The sequence below is a fragment of the Phyllobacterium phragmitis genome (assembly GCF_002980495.1).
GTDB classification, from domain to species: domain Bacteria; phylum Pseudomonadota; class Alphaproteobacteria; order Rhizobiales; family Rhizobiaceae; genus Paramesorhizobium; species Paramesorhizobium phragmitis.
Window position 1 is genome coordinate 262,999 of the sequence record NZ_PVBR01000005.1, and the last position, 24,713, is coordinate 287,711.

Here is a 24,713-nt window from a genome sequence, read left to right on the forward strand (position 1 = left end):
GTCGCTCGGCCCGTCATGTCCTGCCTTCGAGGAGCCCGATGACCGTCACCGATCCGAAAGCCTTTCTGACGTCTCTCTTCAATGCCGCTGTTGCCGCTGCCGATCCCGAACATGTCATTGACGCCAATCTGCCGCGAAAGCCGAAAGGGCGTACCATCGTCATCGGCGCTGGCAAGGGATCGGCGCAGATGGCGCGGGCTTTCGAGAGGGCATGGGAAAAGGCAGGTAACGGTCGGCTCGATGGCGTGGTGGTGACGCGCTATGGCTTTGGCACCGAGTGCCGCGATATCGAAATCATCGAAGCATCGCATCCGGTTCCCGACGAAGCGGGGCTTTTCGCCGCAAAACGGCTGATTGCAGCGGTTTCGGGTCTCACCGCGGACGATCTGGTGGTGGCGCTGATTTCAGGCGGCGGGTCGGCGCTCCTGCCTTCGCCGCCGGATGGAATGACGCTCGAAGACGAGATCACCGTCAACAAGGCCCTGCTTGCCTCCGGGGCACCGATTTCGGCGATGAATGCCGTGCGCAAGCATCTCTCCACCATCAAGGGGGGCAGGCTTGCCGCCGCCGCCCATCCGGCCAAGGTCGTCTCGCTCATCGTTTCCGACATTCCCGGCGACAACCCGGCTTTCGTCGCCTCCGGGCCGACGGTTCCAGATGCGACCTCGCGCGACGACGCGCTCAAGGTGATCGAGCGCTATCGGCTGCAATTGCCCGAAGCTGTCCTCAGGCATCTCCGGAGCGATGCGGCACATGCGCCGAAGCCGGATGATCCGTGCTTTTCCGGCCACGAGGCGCGCGTAATCGCCTCCGCCGCCGTTTCGCTCGAAGCGGCTGCCGCGGAAGCTCGCCGCAGGGGTTTCGAGGCGGTCATCCTGTCGGATGCCATCGAGGGCGAGGCGCGCGAAGTCGCGCATGTCCATGCGGCAATTGCCAAAGAGGTGCTGTCGAAAGACCGGCCATTCAGAAAGCCGGTGGTGATCCTGTCCGGCGGCGAGACCACGGTGACGGTGCGCGGCAAGGGCAAGGGCGGGCGCAATACGGAGTTTCTCCTGTCTTTCGCGCTCGATATCGACGGTACGCAAGGCATCACGGCGCTCGCCGCCGATACGGATGGCATTGACGGCTCGGAAGACAATGCGGGCGCCTTCGCCGACGGTACCACCGTTTCGCGGCTGCTTGCGGCGGATAAGGACGGCGCGGCGCTGTTGAACGGCAATGACGCCTGGACCGCCTTCGATGCGATCGGCGATCTCTTTGTCCCGGGGCCGACGGGAACCAATGTCAACGATTTGCGCGCGATATTGGTTTTGGGCTGAGGCGCCAAGCGCCCTCGTGGCTTCGTTCCGCTTGCTCCACCCGCGCACCCACCCATGAGGGCTATCGGGGTATTGCCGCTTGCTCGTCGTCCTATAGACAATTGGTTCCTTGGAAGATGTCCTGCCGTCGAGGGCTGGGCAGAGATTTGGACAGGTTGGATGGGAAATGTGACGTTCCGGAATGGATCATCGGATCAAGTCCGATGATGACGAAAGGGGGCGGTGATGAGGAAGACGGGTGCTCCCAACGTGACGGGCGAGGGTGGCCTTCGCTTGCGACCAGCACCAGCGCCTGCGATTGGTAGCAGCGTAAAACCCGTCATCATCGGACTTGATCCGATGATCCATTCCGGAACGGCAAAACCAACCACAACACACTCTCCCAAAAACTTATCCCCCATCTCCACTCTGCCTTTATCCTTCCCCTCAGTTCTTCCTGGCGGGAACGCGGCTCGCGACGGCGGGTCTCGCGGGAGGAACCGGCGCCTCCGCCTCGCCGCTGACGTAGCGGCGAGCCCGGGGAGGCTCGCGTCCTGGTTCACCCTGCCGAGACTACGCTCGGTATGTGCCGAAAGAGCACTTAAGGCAACGGACAGAGACAGAAATCGCCGGACGGGCGGTCCTGTGACCGCAGTCAAATTATTTCATACGAGCGTTCGCAAGACCGCCCGTCTTCCCACTCCCGGATCGGGGCGTTCTTTCTCAATGGCCAGACGCGAAAAGCGGGCGTGGCAACGCTCGCTACTGCTTGCCGGCCGTCTGCAAGGCTATCACAAATTTGCCCCTCAGCCGAAGACGATGGTTTTGTGGCCGTTGAGCATGACGCGGCTTTCCAGGTGCTGCTTGACGGCGCGGGCCAGTACGCGGGCCTCGATGTCGCGGCCGGTGGCGACGAAATCATCGGCGCTCATCGCATGCGTCACCCGCTCCGTCTCCTGCTCGATGATCGGGCCCTCGTCGAGATCCGGCGTCACATAATGGGCAGTGGCGCCGATCAGCTTGACGCCGCGCTCGAAGGCCTGGTGATAGGGCTTGGCCCCCTTGAACGACGGCAGGAAGGAGTGGTGGATGTTGATCACCTTGCCGTAGAGCCGCTTCGACAGCGTATTGGACAGCACCTGCATGTAGCGGGCAAGCACCACCAGGTCGGCGCCGCTCTCCTTGACCAGGGCGATCAGCTTCTCCTCCTGCTCGGCCTTGTTGTCCTTGGTCACCTTCCAGCAATGATAGGGGATGCCCTCGAGTTCGGCGGTTCGGCGCGCATCCTCATGATTGGAGACGATGGCCGCGACCTCGGCATCGAGCCAGCCGACGCGGATCTGGTAGATGAGATGCAAAAGGGCATGGTCGAATTTCGACACCATGATGATGATCTTCGGGCGGCGTGCCTGGTCGACGATCGCCGTCTTCATGGCGAAGCGCTCGACCGCCGGCTTGATGCCACGCTCGATGTCGTCCTTCGAAACGTTGTCGGGGGCGGTAAAGGCGATGCGCATGAAGAAGCGGTTGGTCCGGCGGTCCCAGAACTGGTTGGATTCCGCGATGTTCGCGCCGACGCCTGCAAGCTCCGTCGTCACCGCCGCGACAATCCCCGGCTGATCCTCGCATGAGAGCGTCAGGATGTAAGAATGATCGACCATATATCCTCCGGGCATGTTCAAACCTTGTTTGGCGACACAATAGTTCGGGCGCGACAAAGGCATTGCCGCAAAAACGAAGCGGAACGGTCATTTTCCGGCGTCGCGCTGTTGCGACGCAATATGGAAGCTGCGACATGAACGCAAGGAACCTGCCAAGTATCTCGTCTCATAAAAAAACGCCGTCACGGGCTAAACATAAAACATGACTTGCATTATCATCTTATGCGCGGTTAAGAGTCCTCCCAACAAGTCGCGGGCAGGCTTGCCGGGAAATCTCGATAGCGGGCATCCATCATCTGCCCGGCTTTTCCACTAGACCGGTTGAAAGAGGGCTTAGAAGTGTTCAAGGCGAAGTTCATTGCGGTGGCATTCGGATGCCTTACGCTCATCGGTATTCCAGCCTCCGGCGTGGCGCAGGAGGGGCCGGCGGCTCCGCAGCCCGGCGTAACAGCCCCCGAAGCGCCGGCCGTGCAGGCTCCTACCCAGCCTGCCGCCCCGCCTTCGGTGGTACAGGAGCAGCCTCTGGCACAGGCTCCGACCGGCGATCAGGTTGAAGGCGCCGAGCTGCAACTGCCGCATGATCTATCGCCATGGGGCATGTTCATGGCCGCCGATTGGGTGGTCAAGGCTGTCATGCTCGGCCTTGCCTTCGCATCGCTCGTCACATGGACCGTGTGGCTTGCCAAATCGCTGGAACTGGCAGGTGCGCGCGTCCTGGCCAAGCGGGCCCTGAAGGAAATCACCGGGGCGAAGAGCCTCAGCGAGGCATTCCGCACGCTGCACGCCCGCAAGGGAGCGGGCGCGCTGCTGGTGCGCGCGGCTGAAGAGGAGGTTCGGCTTTCGGCGGGTGCGGTCAAGGGCGCCGGCGAAGGGCTGAAGGAGCGCGTGGCCTCGCGCCTCTCGCGCATCGAGGCCGCCGCCGGACGGCGCATGACGAAGGGAACTGGCGTTCTGGCAACGATCGGTTCGACCGCCCCGTTCGTCGGCCTGTTCGGAACCGTCTGGGGCATCATGAATTCCTTCATCGGCATTTCCGAGGCGCAGACGACCAATCTCGCCGTCGTTGCGCCAGGTATCGCGGAGGCGCTGCTGGCCACGGCGCTCGGACTGGTCGCCGCCATTCCAGCGGTGGTGATCTATAACGTCTTCGCCCGTTCGATCACTGGATACCGCCAGCTTCTGGCCGATGCTTCTGCCGGCATCGAGAGGCTGGTGAGCCGTGATCTCGATTTCCGTGCCGCCGGGATCCATGCCATGCCGGCGGCGCATGACAGCAAAGCCTCGGCCGCGGAGTAGACGTCATGGCAAGCAGGATACGCGAAAGCGCCGGTGACGAGCTGGAGGAAAACCACGAGATCAACGTGACGCCCTTCATCGATGTCATGCTGGTTCTGCTGATCATTTTCATGGTGGCGGCGCCATTGGCGACGGTCGATATCAATGTCGATCTGCCGACCTCCTCGGCGACATCGCAGCCAAGGCCCGACAAGCCGCTTTATGTGACGCTGAAGCAGGATCTGGTGCTCAATGTCGGCAATGACGCTGTGGCGCGCGAAGCGCTCGGGGCGACACTCGACCGCTTGTCCGGGAATAACAAGGATACCCGCATCTTCCTGCGCGCCGACAAGGCCGTCGGCTATGGCGAGTTGATGAATGTGATGAACGCATTGCGCCATGCGGGTTATCTGAAGATAGCGCTGGTCGGGCTCGAGACGTTACCGGATGCCGACGCCACTGCGACACCCGGCATGCAACCCGCTGCGGCGCCAGCCTCGGGAGGCGCGCCTGCACAATGACCCGTTCCCCGCGTTCCGAACTGCCGCAAGACCATCCTCCGATCCAGGCGCATTCTCCCGATCTGCAGCGCACGGGTTGGCGCGATGTCGCGCTGTGGGGCGGGGCGGGTATCGTGATGCTGGTGGCCCATGCCGCCGGCGCTTATGCAATCCACCATCTGCAGCCCCCCGTTCAGGCGGATGGCTCGCCGCCGGCCGCCATCATGATGGAGCTTGCGCCGGAGCCGATCGCACCGGCCGTGGAAGAGGCCGCTCTGGTGCCCGAGGCAGAGACCGAGGAACTGGCGCAAGAGCCCGTCGAGACTGAAGAGGCCGAAGCGATCGAGCCTGTCGAAGAAGTCCAGCCGGAAACGCCGCCCGAAGAGATTGCCAGGGTAGAGCCGGTCGAGGAGATGAAACAACCGGAGGAGCCGGTTCCTGATGTCGTCGAGGCGGAAAAGCCCGATGTCGTCATCCCGACACCGGTCGAGAAGCCGAAACGCGTCGAAAAGCCGAAGCCAAAACGTGAAAAGCCCAAGGTGGTCGAGAAGGCGGAGCCAAAGAAGGTTCAAAAGTCCAGGCCGAAGAAGAAGGCCGCTGCTCCTCAGGTGGACGCCCGGAGCGGGCCGAAAGTTGCCGCGCGTCGGAACAGCGAGACGGCAGGTTCACCTGGGGTGAGCTCCAACAAATGGCAGGCCAAGGTGCAGGCGCATCTGAACCGCCAGAGACGTTATCTGGAGCGTCGTACGCCGGGCATCAAGGGCACGGTACGCCTGACCTTCAGCATCGATCCTTCCGGCAATGTGCTCTCGGCGCGGGGATCCTCCGGGAATTCGGCCCTTGATCGGCTGGCGGTCGAAATGGTGCAGCGGGCGTCGCCGCTTCCGGCGCCTCCGCCGGCGCTCGCCAAGGCGCGGATGTCCCTCACCATTCCGATCCGCTTCAAATAAGCCATCGAGCGGCAGGCGATTCCTATTCCGACGACAGCGCGACCGCCGGCTGCAGCCTGGAGGCCTTGCGGGCGGGCAGGAAGCCGAAGATAAGCCCTGTCGCGAAGGCGCAGGCAAAGGCGAGCGCTACCGGTGCGATGCTGAAATTGATCGGCGCGCCGAGAGTGCGGGCGATGACGCCTATTCCCAATCCGAGAACCACGCCGAGCGCGCCGCCGATGGCCGAGACGACGAGCGCTTCGGTGATGAACTGAATGAGAATGTCGCGGGTGCGGGCGCCGGTCGCCATACGGACGCCGATCTCGCGGGTGCGCTCGGTCACGCTGACCAGCATGATGTTCATGACGCCGATGCCGCCGACGAGAAGCGAGATGGCCGCCACCGAGCCGAGAAAGAGCGTCATGGTGTTGGATGTTTTTGTCACGGTCTCGCGGATGGAGGACATGTTGGTGATCATCGTATCGTCGGCCTTGTGCCGCCTGTCGAGCAGCGCCTGGATCTGGTCCTGCGTGGTGTCGATCAGATCGCCGTCCTTGACCTGCACGGTGATGGTGCGCACATGCTTTTGCCCGAAGAGCCTGAGATTGGCGGTGGAGAGCGGCACGATCACCACGTCATCCTGATCGTTTCCGCCACCGCTGGCGCCCTTCGATTCCATTACGCCGATGATCTGGAAGGGGATCTTCTGCACGAGGACATATTTGCCGATCGGATCGGCGCCGTCGGGGAAGAGCGTCTTTGCCACGGTCGTTCCGAGAACGGCAACCGGCGCGTAGGTGTTGACGTCGTTCTGGTTGATGAAGTCTCCGCGCTCCACCCGCCACGACTTTGCCATGGTGAAGGCGGGAACAGTGCCGTCGGCCTGCGACTGGTAATCGACATTGCCGTAGCGCAATGTCACAGATCCCGTGACTTCCGGCACGGCAGTCGCGACATTGGGCAATTCCAGAATGGCGTCGGCGTCCTCCGGCACGAGCGTGACGATCGAGCCTGTTCCACGGAAATTCGCCATGCTCGGCCGGATCAGGAGCAGGTCCGACCCCATGGCATTGATACGGTCGAGGATGGATTTCTGCGCGCCGGTGCCGATGGCGAGCATGGCGACGACGGAACTGACGCCGATGATGATGCCCAGCAGCGTCAGGATGGTGCGGAAAAGATTGGCGCGTAGTGCACGGAAGGACATCTTTACGGCTTCAGAGAAATCGGCGATAGCCGCAGCCCCTTCGCTGATATTCTGCTTCAGCCTTTGAGGGGCGGTCTGGTCGGGTATCCGCCGCTTGGTGCGGTCGGACAGAATCTGCCCGTCGCGGATCTCGATGAGACGATCGGCGCGCTCGGCGACTTCGCGCGCATGGGTGATGACGATGATGGTATGACCTTCCGCATGCATCGCGCGCAAAAGCGCCATGACCTCCTCGCCGCTCTGGCTGTCGAGCGCGCCGGTGGGCTCGTCGGCGAGAATGATGCGCCCGCCGTTCATCAGCGCGCGGGCGATCGAGACGCGCTGCTGCTGCCCGCCGGAAAGCTGGCTCGGGCGATGATCCAGACGGTCGCCAAGCTTGAGCGTCGTCAGAAGCTCTGCCGCGCGGGCCTGACGCTCGGCGGCGGGCGTTCCCGCATAGATGGCCGGGACCTCGACATTTTCCTGCGCGGTCGAGGTGGAGATCAGATTGTAGTTTTGGAAAACGAAGCCGAAGGTCCGGCGGCGCAATGCGGCGAGTTCGTCGGTATCGAGGTCCGATATATCTTCGCCGTCGAGCAGGTAACGGCCGCCGGTGGCGCTGTCGAGGCAGCCGAGAATGTTCATCAGCGTCGATTTACCGGAACCCGACGCGCCCATGATGGCGACAAACTCGCCCGCCTCGATATCAAGCGACAGGCCATGCAGCACCTCGACCGCGAGATCGCCGTTGAAATAGGTCTTATGGATGTTTTCCAGCCGGATGAGCGGATTGGTCATGCTCAGAACATCCGCATGCGCATGCGGCGTGAACCGCCACCCGCCTGGCTTTGCGTTCCGTCCGTGCTCGACGTGACGACCACGCGGTCGCCTTCCTTGAGGCCGCTCTTGATCTCTGCCTGGACGCGATTGCGGATGCCGATTTCAACGACGCGGTCCTCGGTCCCACCCGACGCATTGACGATCTTGACCGTCGTCTGCGGCTTGCCGTTCGCACCACGCGTGGTGTGGATGGCCGCCGTCGGCACCAGCAGAACATCCTTTGCCGAATCCAGAAGGAAATAGACCTGTGCACTCATGTCGATCATCAGATCGCCATCGGGATTGGGCGCATCGAAAAGCGCGTAATAGAGCACGACATTATTGGTGGTGTCGGGTGTCGGCTTGATCTGGCGCAGCGTGCCGGTAAAGCGTTTGCCCGGCTGGCCGAGCAGCGTGAAATAAGCGGGCATGCCGATCTTCAGCTTGCCGACATCGGCTTCCGAGACCTGCGCCTCGACCGTCATCGTCGAGAGATCGGCGACCGTGACGATGGTCGGTGTCGACTGGTTGGCGTTGAGTGTTTCGCCTTCCTTCGCCGTCTGATTGACGACGGTTCCAGCCATCGGCGTGTAGATATTGGTATAGCCGAGGTCGACCTTGTCGCCGGCAAGCTGCGCTTCCTGCATCCTGATCTGCGCGTCGAGCGCCTTCACATCCGCCTGCGCGGCCGTGAGATCGGCATCGGCCTGATCGACAGTCGCCTGCGAGACGCCACGCGTCGCCAGAAGCTTGCGCTGGCGATCCGCATTGGCGCGCTTGAGAACGAGCTGGGCCTGTTTGCTGATGAGCTGCGCCTTGAGGTTGTCGACCTGGGCGCTGCTGATTTCCACCTTCGTCTGAATGGACGAAGGATCGATCTCGGCGATGAGCTGGTTCTCCTTCACCTTGTCGCCGATCTCCACCAGAACCGATTTGAGCTGACCGGAAACCTGTGCGCCGACATTGACGTCCTTGATGGCGCTGAGCGTGCCGACGGCGGTGATGGCGTTTTCGATATCACCGCGGGTGACCGGCTCGCTGAGGAAACTTGCGGTTTCCTGGCCCTGCAGGCGCGGGACGATCACGAAGGCTGCGGCAATCGCCAGTACGGCGGCAACGGCCAGCCAGGGCCAGATACGCCTGCGTATCTTGCGACGGGGTGGCGTTGCCGAACCGGGAAGCACGGTGATCTGCGCCTTTTGCGGGGTTTTGGCGTCGTTCTCGGGCTCTGGGGCGGTCTGGGGCATCTGTATCGTCTACCGTCAAAGTAAAGTGAAGAATATGATCCGTGTGGCATATAGTAGACGGCGGACCCTACTGAATAATAATTACAAATTTTTTAGGCACGGATTGCGGCGAGCTTGGGAAGGATGGGGGAACGTCGATTGGCTCTAACGTACCAGAAATCCCGGCGCGAGCGGGTCGCCGTCCTCGACCATGAATTCGGCCTTGCCGGAATACCAGGCATGGCCTGAGACGCGGGCAATGATCGCTGGTTGGTTGCCCGCCGCCGTGACGGATGCGACCTGGCCCTGGAAATGCGAGCCGACGATGCTTTCGAACACGCGCACCTGGCCCTCCCTGATCTCACCCTTGGCATGCATGGCAGCGAGGCGGGCCGTGACGCCCGATCCGGTGGGTGACCGGTCGACCTGCGCATCGGCAAAAACACAGACATTGCGGGTCGGCTCTGGCGACCATGCATCGGCGCCGTCGGTGAGGATGGAGCCATAGAGAAAAGCCAGGTCATCATGATCGGGATGGGAAAGCGGTACGCCCTGTCGGGCTGCTTCGGTCAAAGCGGTCGCCGCCTCGACGAACGCGCTTACCGGATCGCGCCCGAACTCCAGCCCGAATTGGCGGCAATCGGCCAGCGCATAGAACGCACCGCCATAGGAAATATCGAAGCGCACGGAACCGTATTTCTCGAACATGTCCATGCGGTCGGCGGCAAACAGGAAGGAGGGAACGCTTTCGAAGGAGACAGCGCCCGCCTTGCCGTTCTTCACCTCGACGGTGGCGACGACCATGCCGCAAGGGCACTCGATATTGACGGTGGTGAAGGGCTCCACCGCAGCCACGAAACCTTGATCGACGGCATAGCGGCCAAGCGCGATCACGGCATGACCGCACATGGTGGAATATCCCTCATTGTGCATGAAGAGGACGGCCAGATCGGCATTGGGCAGATCGGGCTCGACCAGAAGCGCGCCATACATATCGAAATGGCCGCGTGGTTCGAACATCAGCATTTTGCGCAGATGATCGAGATTATCGCGCACATATCTGCGCTTTTCCAGGATAGTGCCTTCCGGCAGGGCCGGATAACCGCCGGTGACGATGCGCACCGGCTCGCCGCCGGTATGCATATCGACAACTCCGAGCGGTTCCATCATGGCAGACTTTCAGGCCGTTCCGGTCGAACCGAAACCGCCGGCGCCGCGCACCGTTTCGCCGGCGCTGTCGCGTTCCTCGATGGTTGCCTGCGCCACCGGCGCGATGACGGCCTGGGCGATGCGCATGCCGCGCTCGACGCGGAAATCGTCGTCGCCGAGATTGATCAGCAGCACCTTTATCTCACCGCGATAATCGGAATCGATCGTGCCGGGGGTGTTGAGGCAGGTGATGCCGTACTTGAAGGCGAGGCCGGAACGCGGCCTGATCTGTGCCTCGTAACCTGGGGGCAATTCGAAGATCAGCCCGGTCGGAATCAGGGCGCGGCGACCGGGCAGAAGCACGATCTGCCGGTCTTCGGGAACTGCGGCGCGCAGATCCAGCCCCGCCGAGCCGGCGGTTTCGTAGGAAGGAAGATCGAGACCCTCGCCATGCTGAAGACGCACGATGCCAAGGCGCGGAGCGGAATCGGAATTCGATATGGTGGACATGCGGGGACTTTTTCACCAGCGGTTTGAAATCGTCAACCGCAATAAAGGACAGTCACCGGATTTCCAAGGGCACGATTGTCGTTTCCTTGATCTCCTCCATGACGAAGGAGGCGGAGACATCGGAAAGCGGCACTTTGGCGATCAGCCGCTGATAGAGCCGGTCATAACCCTTCACGTCGGCGACACGGGCGCGCAGCACATAATCGAGATCGCCGGTCATGCGATAGACGCCGACCACTTCCGGCAGCGAGGAGACGGCCTCGCGGAACTGCTTCAGCCAGTTGGGATCGTGGTTCGATGTTCTCACCAGGATAAAGACGGAAAGACCGAGGCCGACGCGGTCGGCATCGACCAGCGCCACGCGGCCCATGATGACGCCTTCCTCTTCCAGCCGCTTCATGCGCCGCCAGCAGGCATTGCGCGACAGGTTCACCCGTTCCGAGAGCGCATCCACCGACAGCGTGCCGTCGCGTTGCAGCTCAGCCAGAATCCTGCGGTCAAGCTCATCGATTTCTACGATCATGTTGGGATGATTGTCCCAAATTTTGCTGATTTTCAAGGACAGTTTGGGACATATCGCTCGCGGTTCATTGCTAAAATTCAAAAAATCAACGTTTCAGAGGGATCAAAGGGAGAACAATCATGACGACGCGCATCAGCCGCCTTTTTACCGAGCATCCGGCATCCGTGGACGAAACCTATTTCGAGCACATGGCCTTTGCGGCGGGTTTCTCGGCCAAGCTCTTTGCCGCTGCCTTCGCTGCAATGATCCATGCGCTCCTGCCGTTCCTGTTCGAAAAGACGGCAAGTGGAATCATCCGCACGCTTTACGAGCGGACGCATAATCGGGGAACGGCAAACGCCCACTAAACAGCCATAGCTAGAAAAGAGCTGTCTGGAATACTATTTGTTGAGACGTGCTGCATTGGGCAGGAGTTGTTCCCATGAAGAGATCCATTTTGGCTTTCGCGCTCATCCCCTTGGCATATTCGGTTCAGGCCAAGGAGATGAAGCAGGACAAAGATGTGACGGTAACGCCCGTCCTGAAATCCGAACAAACGATAACGGGACAGCCGATCACGTTGCCGAAGGGGGATGTGCAAGTCAGTGTCTCCAAGTATGAGATCGCATCGGGAGCGACATTGCCGGTGCATAAGCATCTCTACCCGCGTTATGCTTATGTTCTGGAAGGTACGCTGCGTGTTTCCAACGAGGATACGGGAAAAACCCAGGTCTTCAAGCCAGGCGATTTCATCATTGAATCAATCAATCAATGGCACAAAGGAGCCAATATCGGCTCCGATCCCGTCAAATTGCTGGTTATTGACCAGGTCAAAAAGGGCGAGAGCAACGTTATCTTGCAGAAATGACGGAACTGACCCCTTCACGCATTGCCGATGAGAACACCGGCTGCGAAAACCAGTGCGCCGCCCAACACCACCTGGAAGGCGGCGCGCAGGAAGGGGGTCTCCATGAAGCGGTTCTGGATATAGGCGATCGCCCAGAGCTCGACGAAGACCACGGCGATGGCGATGCTCGTCGCCGTCCAGAAATCCGGGATGAGATAGGGCAGGGCATGGCCGAGACCGCCGAGCATGGTCATCGTGCCATTGGCGATGCCGCGCTTAAGCGGTGAGCCGCGCCCGGAGAGCTTGCCGTCGTCATGCGCCGCTTCGGTGAAGCCCATGGAGATGCCGGCGCCGACCGACGCCGACAGGCCGACCAGGAAGGTCTGCCATGTATCCTGCGTCGCGAAGGCGGCGGCGAAGATCGGCGCGAGCGTCGATACCGAACCGTCCATCAGCCCGGCAAGACCCGGCTGGATATAGGTCAGGATCCTCTGCCGCCGTTCGGTCTCGCGTTCCTCTTCCCTGACATCAGTCGGAGCGAATTTCAGGCCGAGGCGGTGGGCAAGCGATTCGTGCTGCTTTTCCTCCATGGCGAGATCGCCGAGCAGCTTGCGGATCGACGCGTCGCTGACCCGTTTGGATGCCTCGATATAGAAGCGGTAGGCCTGATCCTCCATGGCTTCGGCCGTCTCGCGCACCTTGTCGATGCCAAGCGGTCGCACCAGCCAGTCGGGCTTGCGTTCGTAATAGCCGCTGACATGCTCGCGCCGGATGAGCGGTATGCGATCGCCGAACCGCTTGCGGTGCATCTCGATCAGCCGCTCGCGATGGGTGTTTTCTTCCGCCGCCATCTCCTCGAAAATCTGCGCCGTCTGCGGAAACTCGTCCTTCAGGCCGTCGGCATAAGCGAGATAGATACGGCCGTCATCCTCCTCGGATGAGATGGCGAGCGCCAGGATCTCCTGTTCGGAAAGCGTGTCGAACGGGCGGCGCCCCATGCGGAAAAAGCGGCTGAACATGATGCGGAATTCCAGTTTAGAATTATTCTAAATTTAATCCGCTGCCGTGAAAAGTCAATATGCGAAGACGCAGCATATCCATACGGGAATGCATGGCTGCGTCGGGAATCAGAGAATCCGTTGCATGAGGACGAGGTCGAGCCAGCGGTCGAATTTGCGGCCGACTTCGGCCAGGCGTCCGGTTTCCTTGAAGCCGAGGGAGGTGTGGAGGCCGATGGAAGCGGCATTGCCGGCTTCGATCCCGGCAACCAGCACATGCACATTGCGCCGCTTTGCTTCCTCGATCAGTTCGCTCAGGAGAAGGCGACCGACACCACCTCCACGCGCGCTTTTGTCGACATAGAGCGAGAGTTCCGCAGTATGGCGATAGCCGTCGAAGGGGCGAAATGCGCCATAGCTGGCATAGCCGATCGTCCTGCCGTCGCGCTCCGCGACGAGGACGGGAAAGCCGCTTTCGTTCCGCGTTTTCAGCCACGCGCGCCGGTCTTCGAGATCGACGAGCTTTTCGTTCCAGATGGCTGTCGTGTGTTCCACCGCATCATTATAGATGGCGAGAATGGCCGGCAGATCGGCTTCGGTTGCATGGCGGATGCGGGGCATGATGTTCCCGTCAGGCGTTGGGCGAGGCGGCAGGGTTCTTCGCCTTCAACTCCAGCCGGCGAGCGTGCAGCACTGGCTCGGTATAGCCGTTCGGCTGCTCGCGGCCCTTGAACACCAGATCGCAGGCGGCCTGGAAGGCGATCGAGCCGTCAAAGTTACCGGCCATCGGGCGGTAGCCGGGGTCGCCCGCATTCTGCTTGTCGACGACAGCGGCCATGCGTTTCATCGTCTCCATCACCTGCTCAGTCGTGACCACGCCATGGTGCAGCCAGTTGGCGATGTGCTGGGAGGAGATGCGCAAGGTGGCGCGGTCCTCCATCAGGCCGACATTGTTGATGTCGGGCACTTTCGAGCAACCGACGCCCTGGTCGATCCAGCGTACGACATAGCCGAGAATGCCTTGCGCATTGTTGTCGAGCTCATGCTGGATATCTTCCGGCGTCCAATTCGGGCGGCTCGCCACGGGGACGGAGAGAATATCGTCGAGTTTTGCGCGGGGACGGCTTTTCAGCCTGTCCTGCACCTCGGCGACATTGACCTTGTGGTAGTGGGTGGCGTGGAGTGTTGCCGCCGTCGGCGACGGCACCCAGGCGGTGTTGGCGCCGGCCTTGGGATGGCCAATCTTCTGCTCGAGCATCGCCGCCATCAGGTCGGGCATCGCCCACATGCCCTTGCCGATCTGCGCATGGCCGGAAAGCCCGCATTCGAGGCCGATATCGACGTTCCAGTTTTCATAAGCGCTGATCCAGGCGGCCTGCTTCATGTCGCCCTTGCGGATCATCGGGCCGGCTTCCATCGAGGTGTGGATTTCATCGCCGGTGCGGTCGAGGAAGCCGGTGTTGATGAAGACGACGCGTTCGCGCGCGGCGCGGATCGCTTCCTTGAGATTGATCGTGGTGCGGCGCTCCTCGTCCATGATGCCCATCTTCAGCGTATTGGGCTTCATGCCGATCAGCTTTTCGACACGCGCGAAGAGTTCCGAGGCGAAGGCGACTTCCTCCGGCCCGTGCATCTTCGGCTTGACGATATAGACGGAGCCCGCGCGGGAGTTTTTATGACGCCCATTCGCTCCGACATCGTGCAGCGCGATCAGCGCAGTGAACGCGGCATCCATGATGCCTTCGGGAACTTCATTGCCGTCGGCGTCGAGGATCGCCGGATTGGTCATGAGGTGGCCGACATTGCGTATCAGCATCAGCGAGCGGCCGGGGAGGGCGAGAGGCTTGCCATTCGGCGCAGTATAGTCCCGGTCGGCGTTGAGGCGGCGGGTCATCTGCCTGCCGCCCTTCTCGAACGTATCCTCCAGATCGCCCTTCATCAGGCCGAGCCAGTTGCGGTAGACGACCACCTTGTCTTCGGCATCGACGGCGGCAATGGAATCCTCGCAATCCTGGATGGTGGTCAGGGCGGATTCGAGCACGATATCGGCGATATGCGCCAGGTCGGTCTTGCCGATCGGATGGGCCGCATCGATGACGATCTCGGAATGAACGCCGTTCTTGACCAGCAAAATCGCGGAAGGAGACGTTGGCTCGCCCCGATAGCCGGCGAACTGGCCGATATCCCCAAGGCGCGTGGTCGGGCCGCCGGCAAGCTTGAGGGCCAGCGTGTCATCCTCGACGGCAATGCCGGAAACCTCTTGCCATTTGCCCGAGGCTAGCGGCGCGCTTTCGTCGAGAAATGCCTTGGCCCAGGCGATGACCTTTTCGCCGCGCTTCGGATTGTAGCCCTTGACTCTTTCCGCGCCATCCGTCTCAGGAATCGCATCGGTGCCATAGAGCGCGTCATAGAGCGAGCCCCAGCGGGCATTGGCGGCGTTGAGCGCATAGCGGGCATTCATCACGGGAACGACGAGCTGCGGGCCCGCCGTTACCGTGATCTCGGGGTCGACATCGGCGGTGGAGACAGAGAATTTCTCGCCTTCGGGCAGGAGATAGCCGATCTCTTTCAGGAAGGCCTGATATTCCGCCGGGGAATAGCCGGTATCGCGCTTGGCCTTGTACCAGGCATCGATCCTGGCCTGAAACGCGTCACGTTTTGCGAGAAGTTGGCGATTCTTGGGCGCAAGATCCCGCACGATCTCAGCGAAGCCCGACCAGAACACGGCAGGCTCGACGCCGGTGCCGGGGATCGCCTCATTGTTGATGAAATCATAGAGTTCCTTCGCGACCTTCAGTCCGTCGATCTCGATGCGCTTGCTCATGGCAGGTACTCCTTGGTCCGGCTTTTGTCTCATGAATTATGCATGGTTGAAACCCGTTGCACGCGTTTCGTCAATCCGTCAAAAATGGATATCATTTTCAACGCCGGGGAAAAGACCCTCAAGCTTCAATGCGCGATGCGTGGGCGGCCGCTGGCGGTCGCGGTCAGGGTCGCCTCGACGAATACGCGCTTGTCTTCGACGGTGGCGGCGCGGATGTCGTGACTGACGGTGATCTCGGCTTCATCGGTTCCGGCTTGCGCGGCGCGGGCGGCGGCCTGTTCGCGCAATGTCGCGGCGGCAAAGGCAAGGGCGGTGTCTTCGTCGTCGAAATCGCGGATCGTTTCGCCGGCGCTGACCCGGAAGCGGCCCTCCACCGGCTGATTGACCTCGGCCGTGAGCGAAACGCGGACCTGGCCGACCACGGCGCCGATGGCATTGGCGACGTCGCTATCTTCAGGGACCATCGCTTCGACGCCGAGCATTTCGCCCACTGCCGGATAATAGATCGGCGCCGATGCGCCGAGGCCGATGATCGGGCGGTCGACCGCGATCCTGACGCCGGCGATGCCGTTTTTTCCGGAAAGGGCGCGCTCGATGAGCGGACTGGCTACTGTATGCGGGCCGTCGAGCCCGTTCTCGGCGAAGGCGGTTTCGAGGATCACTTCGGACGAACGGCGGATCAGGGCGTCATGGACTTGGCGGGCGAGCGCTTCCGGCGTTTCGGCGAGGGGACGCCCGATGCTGTCCTTGCGCCTGATGAAGAGGGCTGCGCCAAGGCGGGCGGCATCGGCATCCCAGTTTTGCTGGAGGCCCAGCACATGGCAGGCGTCGGAGGGTGTGAAGCCCGAAATATGCACGAGGCCGCGCGCCACCAGCCGGTTGAGGGTTGCGGTCTGGGATGTGGAGGAAAGCAGCCGGTCGAGCGGCTGCGGTTCTTGCGAGATGCGATCGTGAAGCTCCGCTTCCGAAGCGGTCAATCCAGCCGCAAGTGCTGCCGGCACGCCGGTACGCAAGGCAAAGCGTCCGTCGAGACGGCCCGGCTGCGGCGCTTTCATCTGCCGTTCGAGATGCCCGATGACATCAGGCCCATGATTTTTCGCCAGCAGCGAAAGCGGCACGAGCCGGCGCGGGCCCAGTTTCAATTTCGGTATCAGGGCCTGATCGTTCAGCGCGATTTCGGAATCGCCGCCAAGGCCGAAGGTGCGCATCGCCACCGCTTCGACCATGGTGCGGAAGCCGCCGACCGTCGCGCCTTCGGGATCGAGCCGCGGTCGGCCACGGTCGAGCACCGCGACATCGGTGGTGGTGCCGCCGATATCGGAGACAAGCGCGTTGTCGAGGCCAGTCAGATGGCGCGCGCCGACGAGGCTTGCCGCCGGCCCGGACAGGATCGTTTCGATCGGCCGGGTTCTGGCAAAGGCGGCTGAAACCAGCGCGCCGTCGCCGCGTACCACCATCAAAGGCGCGTGAATGCCGCGCTTGTCGAGAAAGCCTTCCGTCGCCGTGATCAGCCGATCGATCATGGCGATCAACCGGGCGTTCAACACCGTGGTCAGCGCCCGGCGCGGCCCGTTGAGCTTGGCCGAAAGCTCGTGGCTGCATGTCACCGGCAGGCCGGCTTTCTCCCTGATGATGTCGCGCACCGCCAGCTCATGCGCGGGATTACGCACTGCGAAATAGGCGCAGACGGCAAAGCCCGATACGGTCTTGGCGAGGTCCGGTAGCACCGCTTTCAGCGCTTTTATGTCGATCGCCCTTGCCTGGCCGTGCACATCATGGCCGCCTGCGATGAAGACGACCGGATCCGAGCCGAGCGCCTGGCGCAGGCCTGATTTGTCCAAGTCCGCTTCGGCAAAGCCGATCATGATGAGTGCGATGCGCCCGCCCTGGCCCTCGACAAGCGCATTGGTGGCGAGCGTCGTCGACATCGACACGAGGCGGATGATGCCGGAATCGATTTCAGCCGTTGCGATCACGCGGTCCGCAGCATTGGCGATGCCTTCGGCGAGATCGTGGCGGGTGGTCAGCGCCTTGGCCTTGGCGACGACGCCCTTCGCTTGCGACCAGAGAACGGCGTCCGTATAGGTGCCGCCGGTGTCTATGCCGAGAAAGAGCGCATCGCGCTCATCCCCCGCCTGCGCGCCGCCTGCCGCTGCATCCGCTTTCACGATCGCTCCTCGCCTGTTTCGCGAGAAGGGTTAGCGCATGGCGGAAAAACTTTCCAGTGAGCAGAGGGCGTTTCGCCCATCACAGGCCAACCTGCCGCCTGATGTCTTCCGGCTGCATGCCTGCCTGTCGCAGCGCGGCAAGTGCGGTGTCGCCCCGGCTCTTGGAGAGCTTGCGCCCGTGCTCATCCAGGATCAGGTCGTGATGATGATAAAGCGGCACGGGCAGGCCAAGAATTTCCTGCAGGAGCCGGTGCACCGCCGTCGCATGGAAGAGATCGCGGCCGCGCACGACATGGGTGATCCCCTGCAGCGCATCGTCGATCACGACCGAGAGGTGATAGCTGGTCGGGGTTTCCTTGCGTGCGATGACGACATCGCCCCAGCGCGCCGGATCGGCGGCGATGCGGTCCGTCTCGCCCTGCGGTCCCGCGCCGCTTTCGTCCCAGAACAAATCCTTGCCGTAGCGGGCCACCGCTTTTGGCACGTTAAGGCGCCAGGCAAAGGGCCCGCCTTCGGCGATGCGGCGGCGGCGCGCGCTTTGCGACATGGTGCGCTCGTCCTCGGGATAGAGCGGCACGCCGTCGGGGTCATGCGGCCATTCGCGGCCCTCGCGCGTCCATTCCTCGATGCGGGCGCGAACCTCGCCCCGGCTCATGAAGGCAGGATAGACCAATCCTGCTTCGATGAGCGTGTCGAGCGCTGCCTGATAATCCGTGAAATGTTGCGACTGGCGGCGCACCGGCTCCTCCCAGGAAAGCCCGAGCCAGCGCAGATCGTCGATCATCCGTCGTTCCAGCTCCGGCGTGCAGCGGGCCGTGTCTATGTCTTCGATGCGCAGGAGAAGGCGCCCGCCGCTTTCCGCAGCCATGCGCGCGTTGAGCAGCGCCGAATAGGCGTGCCCCAGATGCAAAAGACCGTTAGGACTGGGTGCGAAGCGGAAAACGGGTCGGTTGATCATTCCATCTGACCGTGGATAGGGTGCTTTCCGCTTTAAAGCGAAAAGCGGCGAATGAAAAGGAAGGGCGAATGCGGCGCATCGATACGCTGGACGACATAGAAGAAGGCGTTCGGACGCTGATCGCAACCGATGCGCGGCTGGCGCCGATTCATGCCATGGTAAGCGCAGTGCCGCTGCGCCGCTCGCAACCGGGCTTCGAAAGCCTCGCTTCGATCATTGTGGCGCAACAGGTTTCGACGGCAAGTGCCGCGGCGATCTGGGCCCGGCTCAAGACGCATGTCGATCCACTGACGCCCGAGAATTATCTCGGATGCGGCGAGGAAGCCTGGCGTCTCGCCGGGCTGTCGCGTCCCAAGCAGAGCACGCTCGTTCATGTCTCGAAGGCGGTGATTGAGGGAGAACTCGACCTTCTCGGCCTGTGCGCCCATCCGGCGGCGGAGGCGATCGCCACGATGACGGCGATCAAGGGGATCGGCCCGTGGACGGCGGAAGTCTATCTCCTGTTCGCGGCGGGGCATCCGGATGTGTTTCCGGCGGGCGACGTGGCGCTGCAAAGCGCGGTGGGGCATGCGTTCGGCCACGAATCACGGCCGGGGGCGGCGGATCTGCGCATCTTCGCCGAGGCATGGTCGCCCTGGCGGGGCGTGGCGGCGCGCCTGTTCTGGGCTTATTATGCGACCATTCGCGGCAGGGAGGCCACACCCTTGCTGTGAAAGCGCAAAAACAGGGGGATTCAAATGCCTGGCGGCCCGCTCGTCGTTTTGCGCTTCACAATAGTGTCACCTCCAGCTTACATTATCCGGGTCGGCTGGTTGGACCAAAGGAGGTGTTTCTTTGACGGTCGCCGTCTCGCCCTGCGGGTTGCCCGCTCTGGTACTTAACGCGGATTACCGTCCGCTTAGCTATTATCCCTTGTCGCTCTGGTCCTGGCAGGACGCGATCAAGGCGGTTTTTCTCGACCGTGTGAATATCGTTGCCGAATATGATCATGAAGTCGCTTCGCCTTCCTTTGCCATGCGCGTGCCGAGCGTGGTCAGCCTCAAGACCTATGTGCGTCCATCGCGCAATCCGGCCTTCACTCGCTTCAATGTTTTCCTGCGTGACCGTTTTCAATGCCAATATTGCGGTTCGCACGAGGAACTGACCTTCGATCATGTCGTACCGCGCCGTCATGGCGGCGAGACGACATGGGAAAATGTCGTGGCGGCCTGCTCGCCGTGCAATCTGCGCAAGGGCGGCATGATGCCCGCCGAAGCCAAGATGTGGCCGAGGCAGAAACCTTTTCCGCCGACCGTGCACGATCTGCACAATAATGGCCGGTCGTTCCCGCCGAACTTCCTGCATGAAAGCTGGCTCGATTATCTCTACTGGGATGTCGAACTGGAGCCTTGATATTTACGCTTTTTTGTCCGGGCGGGCGAAGGCGGCGTAGAAGCCGACAATCAGAAGGATGAGGCTTGCCACGGCATTCCAGCCGGCGAAGGAAAGGCCGAGGAAGCGCCCCGCCGCCGTGTCGCATGCGGCCGGACGTACCGCATTGAGATCGCTCAGAAGACTTCCGGCATCGGTGGTGATCGACATGGTTGCCGCCGAGCAGTCGGTTGGCCCGGCCCAGAACTTCCATTCCACGCCCGAATGGAAGATCGCCAGCGCAAGGCCATAGGTCATCAGCAGCGCGCCGATGAGAAGAAGGCCGCGTGTCAGCCAGCCCGGCCATTTGAGGCCATGGGAAAGGAGGGCCAGAATCATCAGCGGCGCGCCGATATAATAAGGGGTGCGCTGCTCGAGGCAGAGCTTGCAGGGGAGGAAGCCGCCCAGATGCTCGAAGCCGAGCGCCCCGCCGACAGTCGCGGCCATGGCCACGGCGAGAAACGCGGCGGCAACTGCCTGGATGCGGCCCACAGGCGCCCGGAGCGAGGCGATATCGAGAGACATGGACCGTTCCTTCCGGTTCGAATGGTTAGTTCAGGTATTTCACCGCGACAAACAGCAAAATGATGGCAACCGCTATCATGCCGGCGATTAGCCCCAGCCGCTTTTCGATGAATTCGCGGATCGGCTCTCCATAGCGCCGGAGCAGCCAGGCAAGGAAGAAGAAACGCGCGCCGCGCGCGACGATGGCCGAGACGATGAACAGCCAGATATTGACACCCACCGCGCCGGACAGGATCGTCACCACCTTGATCGGCGGCAGATGGGCGAGGCCCGAGGTGATCAGCATCAAAAGGATGGCGTCGGCGCTGGTGGAGCCGCGCAAATTCTCGAACGTATCGAGCTTACCGTACATTTCGAGGACGGGCTTGGCGATGGATTCATAGGCGTAGTAGCCGAGATACCAGCCGGCGATGCCGCCCAGAACCGAGGCGATGGTGGCGATCAGGGCATAACGATAGGCGCGCTCGGGACGCGCCAGCGCCATGGGCAGAAACAGCACATCCGCCGGCACCAGGAAGACCGAGCTTTCGATGAATGCGATGAAGGCGAGCCACCATTGAGCGGATTTTCTGGAAGCGAGCGAGAGTGTCCAGTCGTAAAGTCTGCGCAGCATCAGCTTTCCTGGTGCGTGAGGTTCGGATGATCATGCTCTCTAGAGGCAAAAGCGGTGCCAGGCAATTGCCGCCGGCGTAACTATTGTACGATTGACATGCGATCTCCTGTTAACGGGGAGGCACTTCCAATTACAGGCCGGCGCGTCTGGATCCTGTGGCGGAATTGGTAGACGCGCTCGACTCAAAAAGGGGTTTGTCTGTGCAGGAGGCGCTCCGTCAGTCTGATGAACTCGTGGCCGAGCTGCTCGCTGCTGATCACATCGTCATCGCCACGCTCAGCAATGGGTCGTCAGCGGAAGCCCGAGGCTGGCACCAGGTACAGCCGCATTGTGGACGTATATGCCTTCGGGCTCAGATGCGGCGTAGGCGCATCGCCTTACCTGCCACAAGAGGGATGGGAATCTGGAAATTCCATCTACGCCGCTGAAAAATTGATAAAGATTTGCTCCACCTTCTATCTGGAAATCCTGCCGCAGGCAGTGTATAGGGGCAGCGAGCTACCCTCAGGCGCATTGTACGCAGGGGTTCGGCACCGTGCGGGTGTGGTGGAACTGGTAGACGCGCCGGACTCAAAATCCGGTTCCGAAAGGAGTGTCGGTTCGATTCCGACCACCCGCACCATCCTTTCCCCATCGGCGGTTTTCTCGGCTTGCTGACGGTTGCATGGACAAGCAGCCATTTTACTTGCTCTTTCGAGCCGATAGCCAACCTTGCGAACACCGGCTGCTCGTGAAGTGAGGTGATGAACGCGGGCAGTGCGGCGGCTTCCTCACAACACGTGAGGGCGAATGGCCCGCATCAGGGATAAGCGATGGAGTACGGCGAACAACCGGTCAAGACTATTACGCCGACGATGCGAGCAGGCGTGCGAATCGTTCGCTGGCAGCCTCTGCGGCGACCCCGGCATAGACGATAAGACGCAGGTGCTTCTCCTCGTCGACGATGAATGTCGAGTGGTCGAACGCGACCGCTCCGATGCCATCGACAAGGAAGCTGCGACGTCCCTGGCAGCGGCCATGCACGTCGTGCCGGCGCCAGAGATCGCGAAACGCCGGCGAACGCTGCTCCAGCGCTTCAATCAGCCCAACCATGTCCTCGTCGTCGGGCGCCTGCGCGTAGTCGCGCCGGAAGCTCGCGAGAATCTGCGGCGCCTGGATGGCCCATTCCACGATCCGATTCGACAGGCTGTCATCGGCGAAGAGCATCCACAGCATGTTCCGCTCCGCAGGATCGCGTGCCTCGAACCCGAACAGCCGCTCGGCGGCCGTGTTCCAGCCGATCACGTCCCAACGCAGGTTCATGACATAAGCCGGCCGCAAAGCCAGATCGTCGATCAGGCGGCGAACCAGCGGCGGCAGCGCGCACCAGGGCCGGCCATTGATGGCGGGAGGACGGTGATGCGCCAGAAGGAAGAGATGCCGCCGTTCCGTCTCATCGAGTTTCAGCACGCGCGATACATTGTCGAGGAACGAGGCCGAGACGTTGATGTCGCGTCCCTGTTCCAGCCATGTGTACCAAGTGAGCCCCACGCCGGCGAGCGCCGCCACTTCTTCCCGCCGCAGCCCCGGCGTCCGGCGCCTTTTGCCCTGGGGAAGCCCGACATCGAGCGGGGAGAGGCTTTCGCGGCGCCGACGCAGAAAATCCGCCAGCTCGGTGCGGGTGCGATCAAGCCGGTTTTCCAGCATGTTGCTCATAGTAACAGCATAATTTCTTCTATAGTAACAGCATCATATGCGGCTTATCCGATGGTTTCAACCACGGGAGCCGCCATGTCCGACAGCTGCACTTCAACAATCAAAGCCTTGCCGTCTTCACCGTCTCGCGCGGGCGGCCATTCCGCCGTGTCGCCGCTTGCACTCGCCATCCTGCTGCTCGGCGGCTTCATCACCGTCTTCGACCTGTTCGTGGTCAATGTCGCGATCCCCTCCATGCAGGCCGATCTCGGCGCGGATTTCGCGCAGATCGGCTTCGTCATCGCAGGCTATGAACTGGCCTTCGGCGTGCTGCTGATCGCGGGTGGCCGCCTTGGCGATATCCATGGCCGCCGAAAGCTCTTCATCCTCGGCATGCTGGGTTTTGCCGTGACCTCGTTCCTGTGCGGCATCGCGCCGACTGCCGCGAGCCTGATTGTCGCGCGTTTCCTGCAAGGGGCGACGGGCGCGATCCTGTTCCCGCAGGTCTATGCTTTGCTGCGGGTGATGTATGACGAGGCCGGCCGCCGCCGCGCCTTTGGCCTGCTCGGCATGACATTGGGGCTTGCCGCCATCGCCGGCCAGGTGCTGGGCGGGCTGATCGTCGAGAGCGACCTGTTCGGTCTCGGCTGGCGCATCATCTTTCTCATCAACCTGCCGATCGGGGTGGTGGCGGCGGCGTTCGCCCGCGTCATCCCTGAATCGAAGGCGCCGGATGCCGCCAGTGTCGACTGGCCGGGTGTTTGTCTCGCCACGGCAGGGTTGTTGCTCCTGCTTCTGCCGTTGCTGGAAGGGCCGAACATCGGCTGGCCAGCGTGGACATGGGGCAGCCTCATTGCAGCGGTGCTATTGCTCACCGGCTTTCTCGCATGGGAACGCCGCGTCGGGCTGCGAGGCGGTCATCCGGCGATCGATCTGCGGCTTTTCGCCAATGCCGGTTTTTCGGCCGGAGCCATCGTCGTCCTGCTGATCTATTCGACCGCGACGTCGCTGTTCCTGTGTTTCGCACTGCTGGTCCAGTCGGGCTTCGGTCTGACGCCGTTCGAAGCGGGAAGCTTGTTCGCCCCGGCGAGCGTCGGTTTCGTCGCCGCGTCCCTGATCGGGCCGAGGCTGGTGGTGCGTTTCGGCGACAGCATTATCGCCGTCGGCGCTTTAGTCTACGCGGCCGGCATTCTATGGCTGATCGTGCGGGTCGGCGCGCTTGCGGGGCCGGGTGACGCATGGAGCCTGCTGCCGGCGCTCATTCTGTTCGGCTTCGGGCAGGGATTGTCTATGACGCCGCTGCTGAACCTCGTCATCGGATTCGTCGAGGAGCGCCATGCGGGCATGGCCGCAGGCATCGTCTCCACCATGCAGCAGGTCGGCGGCGCGTTCGGCGTCGCTGTCGTCGGCATCTTCTTCGTCCGTGTCCTTGCGGCACACCCGGCTGGCGCCGAGCCGAATGCAGACCGCTATGTCGCGGCATTCTCAGGCGCCATGCTCTACAACCTCTCGGCTGTCGTCATCGCCGCCGCGCTCATCCTGTGGATAGCAAGGCGCGCAAGGCCGACATGAAGCATTGGAGCCACGAGTTGCCCTTGTCCCGTGGCGGTTGGTCAGCCGCGGCGGACGGCGGAGCCAGCC

General features: G+C 62.1%; 23 protein-coding genes and 1 tRNA gene. 10 read left to right on the forward strand and 14 right to left on the reverse strand.

The window, feature by feature from the left end:
• Positions 1-38 precede the first annotated feature (38 nt).
• The gene (locus C5748_RS09165; protein ID WP_105741622.1) at positions 39-1,319 is read left to right on the forward strand and encodes a glycerate kinase type-2 family protein; all 1,281 of its coding nucleotides are present in this window, start codon (positions 39-41) and stop codon (positions 1,317-1,319) included.
• Positions 1,320-2,104: 785 nt separating this feature from the next.
• On the opposite strand, the gene purU is transcribed toward C5748_RS09165, so the two are convergent.
• Complete coding sequence (purU, locus tag C5748_RS09170) at positions 2,105-2,959, reverse strand: formyltetrahydrofolate deformylase (RefSeq protein ID WP_105741623.1); 855 nt, start codon at positions 2,957-2,959, stop codon at positions 2,105-2,107.
• Between the two features lie 294 nt (positions 2,960-3,253).
• On the opposite strand from purU, the gene exbB reads away from it, so the two are divergent.
• From exbB to C5748_RS09185, 3 genes are read left to right on the forward strand one after another with little or no spacing between them, the layout of a single operon-like run.
• Positions 3,254-4,255, forward strand: a complete 1,002-nt coding sequence (gene exbB, locus C5748_RS09175) for a tonB-system energizer ExbB (RefSeq protein ID WP_199194746.1) — start codon at positions 3,254-3,256, stop codon at positions 4,253-4,255.
• 5 nt (positions 4,256-4,260) lie between these two features.
• Positions 4,261-4,755 carry a TonB system transport protein ExbD gene (gene exbD / locus C5748_RS09180; RefSeq protein ID WP_105741624.1) on the forward strand — a complete coding sequence of 165 codons (495 nt, stop codon included), beginning with the start codon at positions 4,261-4,263 and terminating at the stop codon, positions 4,753-4,755.
• Positions 4,752-5,684, forward strand: a complete 933-nt coding sequence (locus C5748_RS09185; RefSeq protein ID WP_105741625.1) for an energy transducer TonB family protein — start codon at positions 4,752-4,754, stop codon at positions 5,682-5,684. The genes exbD and C5748_RS09185 overlap by 4 nt, the downstream gene beginning before the upstream one ends.
• Positions 5,685-5,706: 22 nt before the next feature.
• Here the strand turns inward: C5748_RS09185 and C5748_RS09190 are convergent, their stop codons facing one another.
• From C5748_RS09190 to C5748_RS09210, 5 genes are all read right to left on the reverse strand, one after another.
• Positions 5,707-7,647, reverse strand: a complete 1,941-nt coding sequence (locus C5748_RS09190) for a MacB family efflux pump subunit (protein ID WP_105741626.1) — start codon at positions 7,645-7,647, stop codon at positions 5,707-5,709.
• A 2-nt stretch (positions 7,648-7,649) separates the two neighbouring features.
• Positions 7,650-8,915, reverse strand: coding sequence for an efflux RND transporter periplasmic adaptor subunit (locus tag C5748_RS09195; RefSeq protein WP_105741627.1), 1,266 nt, complete (start codon positions 8,913-8,915; stop codon positions 7,650-7,652).
• Between the two features lie 144 nt (positions 8,916-9,059).
• Entirely contained in the window at positions 9,060-10,064 is a 1,005-nt protein-coding gene (locus C5748_RS09200; RefSeq protein ID WP_105741628.1) for a proline racemase family protein, read from the reverse strand.
• Between the two features lie 9 nt (positions 10,065-10,073).
• Positions 10,074-10,553 (reverse strand): dUTP diphosphatase, encoded by a 480-nt coding sequence (dut, locus tag C5748_RS09205; protein WP_105741629.1) that lies wholly within the window; start codon positions 10,551-10,553, stop codon positions 10,074-10,076.
• A 52-nt stretch (positions 10,554-10,605) separates the two neighbouring features.
• Positions 10,606-11,076, reverse strand: a complete 471-nt coding sequence (locus C5748_RS09210; protein WP_105741630.1) for an Lrp/AsnC family transcriptional regulator — start codon at positions 11,074-11,076, stop codon at positions 10,606-10,608.
• 119 nt (positions 11,077-11,195) lie between these two features.
• Between C5748_RS09210 and C5748_RS09215 the strand changes: the two genes are divergently transcribed.
• Together C5748_RS09215 and C5748_RS09220 are read left to right on the forward strand one after the other, a co-directional pair.
• Positions 11,196-11,423 carry a DUF6356 family protein gene (locus tag C5748_RS09215; protein WP_105741631.1) on the forward strand — a complete coding sequence of 76 codons (228 nt, stop codon included), beginning with the start codon at positions 11,196-11,198 and terminating at the stop codon, positions 11,421-11,423.
• Positions 11,424-11,497: 74 nt separating this feature from the next.
• Positions 11,498-11,923, forward strand: a complete 426-nt coding sequence (locus C5748_RS09220; RefSeq protein ID WP_105741632.1) for a cupin domain-containing protein — start codon at positions 11,498-11,500, stop codon at positions 11,921-11,923.
• A gap of 14 nt (positions 11,924-11,937) precedes the next feature.
• Here C5748_RS09220 and mbfA read toward each other — a convergent pair whose 3' ends face one another.
• The 5 genes from mbfA to gluQRS form a co-directional block, all read right to left on the reverse strand.
• On the reverse strand, positions 11,938-12,921 hold the full coding sequence (gene mbfA, locus C5748_RS09225; RefSeq protein ID WP_105741633.1) for an iron exporter MbfA: 984 nt from the start codon (positions 12,919-12,921) through the stop codon (positions 11,938-11,940).
• A 108-nt stretch (positions 12,922-13,029) separates the two neighbouring features.
• Positions 13,030-13,521 carry a GNAT family N-acetyltransferase gene (locus tag C5748_RS09230; protein WP_425350229.1) on the reverse strand — a complete coding sequence of 164 codons (492 nt, stop codon included), beginning with the start codon at positions 13,519-13,521 and terminating at the stop codon, positions 13,030-13,032.
• Between the two features lie 10 nt (positions 13,522-13,531).
• Positions 13,532-15,724, reverse strand: a complete 2,193-nt coding sequence (locus C5748_RS09235) for a malate synthase G (protein WP_105741635.1) — start codon at positions 15,722-15,724, stop codon at positions 13,532-13,534.
• Positions 15,725-15,849: 125 nt separating this feature from the next.
• The gene (locus tag C5748_RS09240; protein ID WP_105741636.1) at positions 15,850-17,892 is read right to left on the reverse strand and encodes a hydantoinase/oxoprolinase N-terminal domain-containing protein; all 2,043 of its coding nucleotides are present in this window, start codon (positions 17,890-17,892) and stop codon (positions 15,850-15,852) included.
• A gap of 79 nt (positions 17,893-17,971) precedes the next feature.
• The gene (gene gluQRS, locus C5748_RS09245; protein ID WP_105741706.1) at positions 17,972-18,847 is read right to left on the reverse strand and encodes a tRNA glutamyl-Q(34) synthetase GluQRS; all 876 of its coding nucleotides are present in this window, start codon (positions 18,845-18,847) and stop codon (positions 17,972-17,974) included.
• A 71-nt stretch (positions 18,848-18,918) separates the two neighbouring features.
• Here gluQRS and C5748_RS09250 point away from each other — a divergent pair, with 71 nt between their 5' ends.
• Both C5748_RS09250 and C5748_RS09255 read left to right on the forward strand, forming a co-directional pair.
• Positions 18,919-19,563, forward strand: coding sequence for a DNA-3-methyladenine glycosylase family protein (locus C5748_RS09250; RefSeq protein WP_105741637.1), 645 nt, complete (start codon positions 18,919-18,921; stop codon positions 19,561-19,563).
• Positions 19,564-19,684: 121 nt separating this feature from the next.
• A complete protein-coding gene (locus tag C5748_RS09255; RefSeq protein WP_105741638.1) occupies positions 19,685-20,242 on the forward strand; it encodes an HNH endonuclease in 558 nt (185 codons plus the stop codon).
• 3 nt (positions 20,243-20,245) lie between these two features.
• On the opposite strand, the gene C5748_RS09260 is transcribed toward C5748_RS09255, so the two are convergent.
• Both C5748_RS09260 and C5748_RS09265 read right to left on the reverse strand, forming a co-directional pair.
• A complete protein-coding gene (locus tag C5748_RS09260; RefSeq protein WP_199194747.1) occupies positions 20,246-20,773 on the reverse strand; it encodes a disulfide bond formation protein B in 528 nt (175 codons plus the stop codon).
• A gap of 37 nt (positions 20,774-20,810) precedes the next feature.
• Positions 20,811-21,398: a YqaA family protein gene (locus tag C5748_RS09265; protein WP_105741640.1), complete on the reverse strand. Its 588-nt coding sequence runs from the start codon at positions 21,396-21,398 to the stop codon at positions 20,811-20,813.
• 537 nt (positions 21,399-21,935) lie between these two features.
• Here C5748_RS09265 and C5748_RS09275 point away from each other — a divergent pair.
• Positions 21,936-22,020 (forward strand) — tRNA-Leu (locus C5748_RS09275).
• A gap of 221 nt (positions 22,021-22,241) precedes the next feature.
• On the opposite strand, the gene C5748_RS09280 is transcribed toward C5748_RS09275, so the two are convergent.
• Positions 22,242-23,093 (reverse strand): helix-turn-helix transcriptional regulator, encoded by an 852-nt coding sequence (locus C5748_RS09280; protein WP_105741641.1) that lies wholly within the window; start codon positions 23,091-23,093, stop codon positions 22,242-22,244.
• A gap of 75 nt (positions 23,094-23,168) precedes the next feature.
• On the opposite strand from C5748_RS09280, the gene C5748_RS09285 reads away from it, so the two are divergent.
• The gene (locus C5748_RS09285) at positions 23,169-24,644 is read left to right on the forward strand and encodes an MFS transporter (RefSeq protein WP_105741642.1); all 1,476 of its coding nucleotides are present in this window, start codon (positions 23,169-23,171) and stop codon (positions 24,642-24,644) included.
• The last annotated feature ends 69 nt before the right edge of the window (positions 24,645-24,713 follow it).

Coding starts and splice junctions, on each gene's coding strand:
- C5748_RS09220 (WP_105741632.1), top strand. CDS start 11,498: ATGAAGAGATCCATTTTGGCTTTCGCGCTCATCCCCTTGGCATATTCG.
- C5748_RS09185 (WP_105741625.1), top strand. CDS start 4,752: ATGACCCGTTCCCCGCGTTCCGAACTGCCGCAAGACCATCCTCCGATC.
- C5748_RS09190 (WP_105741626.1), bottom strand. CDS start 7,647: ATGACCAATCCGCTCATCCGGCTGGAAAACATCCATAAGACCTATTTC.
- purU (WP_105741623.1), bottom strand. CDS start 2,959: ATGGTCGATCATTCTTACATCCTGACGCTCTCATGCGAGGATCAGCCG.
- C5748_RS09200 (WP_105741628.1), bottom strand. CDS start 10,064: ATGATGGAACCGCTCGGAGTTGTCGATATGCATACCGGCGGCGAGCCG.
- C5748_RS09280 (WP_105741641.1), bottom strand. CDS start 23,093: ATGAGCAACATGCTGGAAAACCGGCTTGATCGCACCCGCACCGAGCTG.
- C5748_RS09195 (WP_105741627.1), bottom strand. CDS start 8,915: ATGCCCCAGACCGCCCCAGAGCCCGAGAACGACGCCAAAACCCCGCAA.
- C5748_RS09215 (WP_105741631.1), top strand. CDS start 11,196: ATGACGACGCGCATCAGCCGCCTTTTTACCGAGCATCCGGCATCCGTG.
- C5748_RS09285 (WP_105741642.1), top strand. CDS start 23,169: ATGTCCGACAGCTGCACTTCAACAATCAAAGCCTTGCCGTCTTCACCG.
- dut (WP_105741629.1), bottom strand. CDS start 10,553: ATGTCCACCATATCGAATTCCGATTCCGCTCCGCGCCTTGGCATCGTG.
- C5748_RS09165 (WP_105741622.1), top strand. CDS start 39: ATGACCGTCACCGATCCGAAAGCCTTTCTGACGTCTCTCTTCAATGCC.
- C5748_RS09210 (WP_105741630.1), bottom strand. CDS start 11,076: ATGATCGTAGAAATCGATGAGCTTGACCGCAGGATTCTGGCTGAGCTG.
- C5748_RS09265 (WP_105741640.1), bottom strand. CDS start 21,398: ATGCTGCGCAGACTTTACGACTGGACACTCTCGCTCGCTTCCAGAAAA.
- C5748_RS09230 (WP_425350229.1), bottom strand. CDS start 13,521: ATGCCCCGCATCCGCCATGCAACCGAAGCCGATCTGCCGGCCATTCTC.
- C5748_RS09250 (WP_105741637.1), top strand. CDS start 18,919: ATGCGGCGCATCGATACGCTGGACGACATAGAAGAAGGCGTTCGGACG.
- exbD (WP_105741624.1), top strand. CDS start 4,261: ATGGCAAGCAGGATACGCGAAAGCGCCGGTGACGAGCTGGAGGAAAAC.
- C5748_RS09235 (WP_105741635.1), bottom strand. CDS start 15,724: ATGAGCAAGCGCATCGAGATCGACGGACTGAAGGTCGCGAAGGAACTC.
- mbfA (WP_105741633.1), bottom strand. CDS start 12,921: ATGTTCAGCCGCTTTTTCCGCATGGGGCGCCGCCCGTTCGACACGCTT.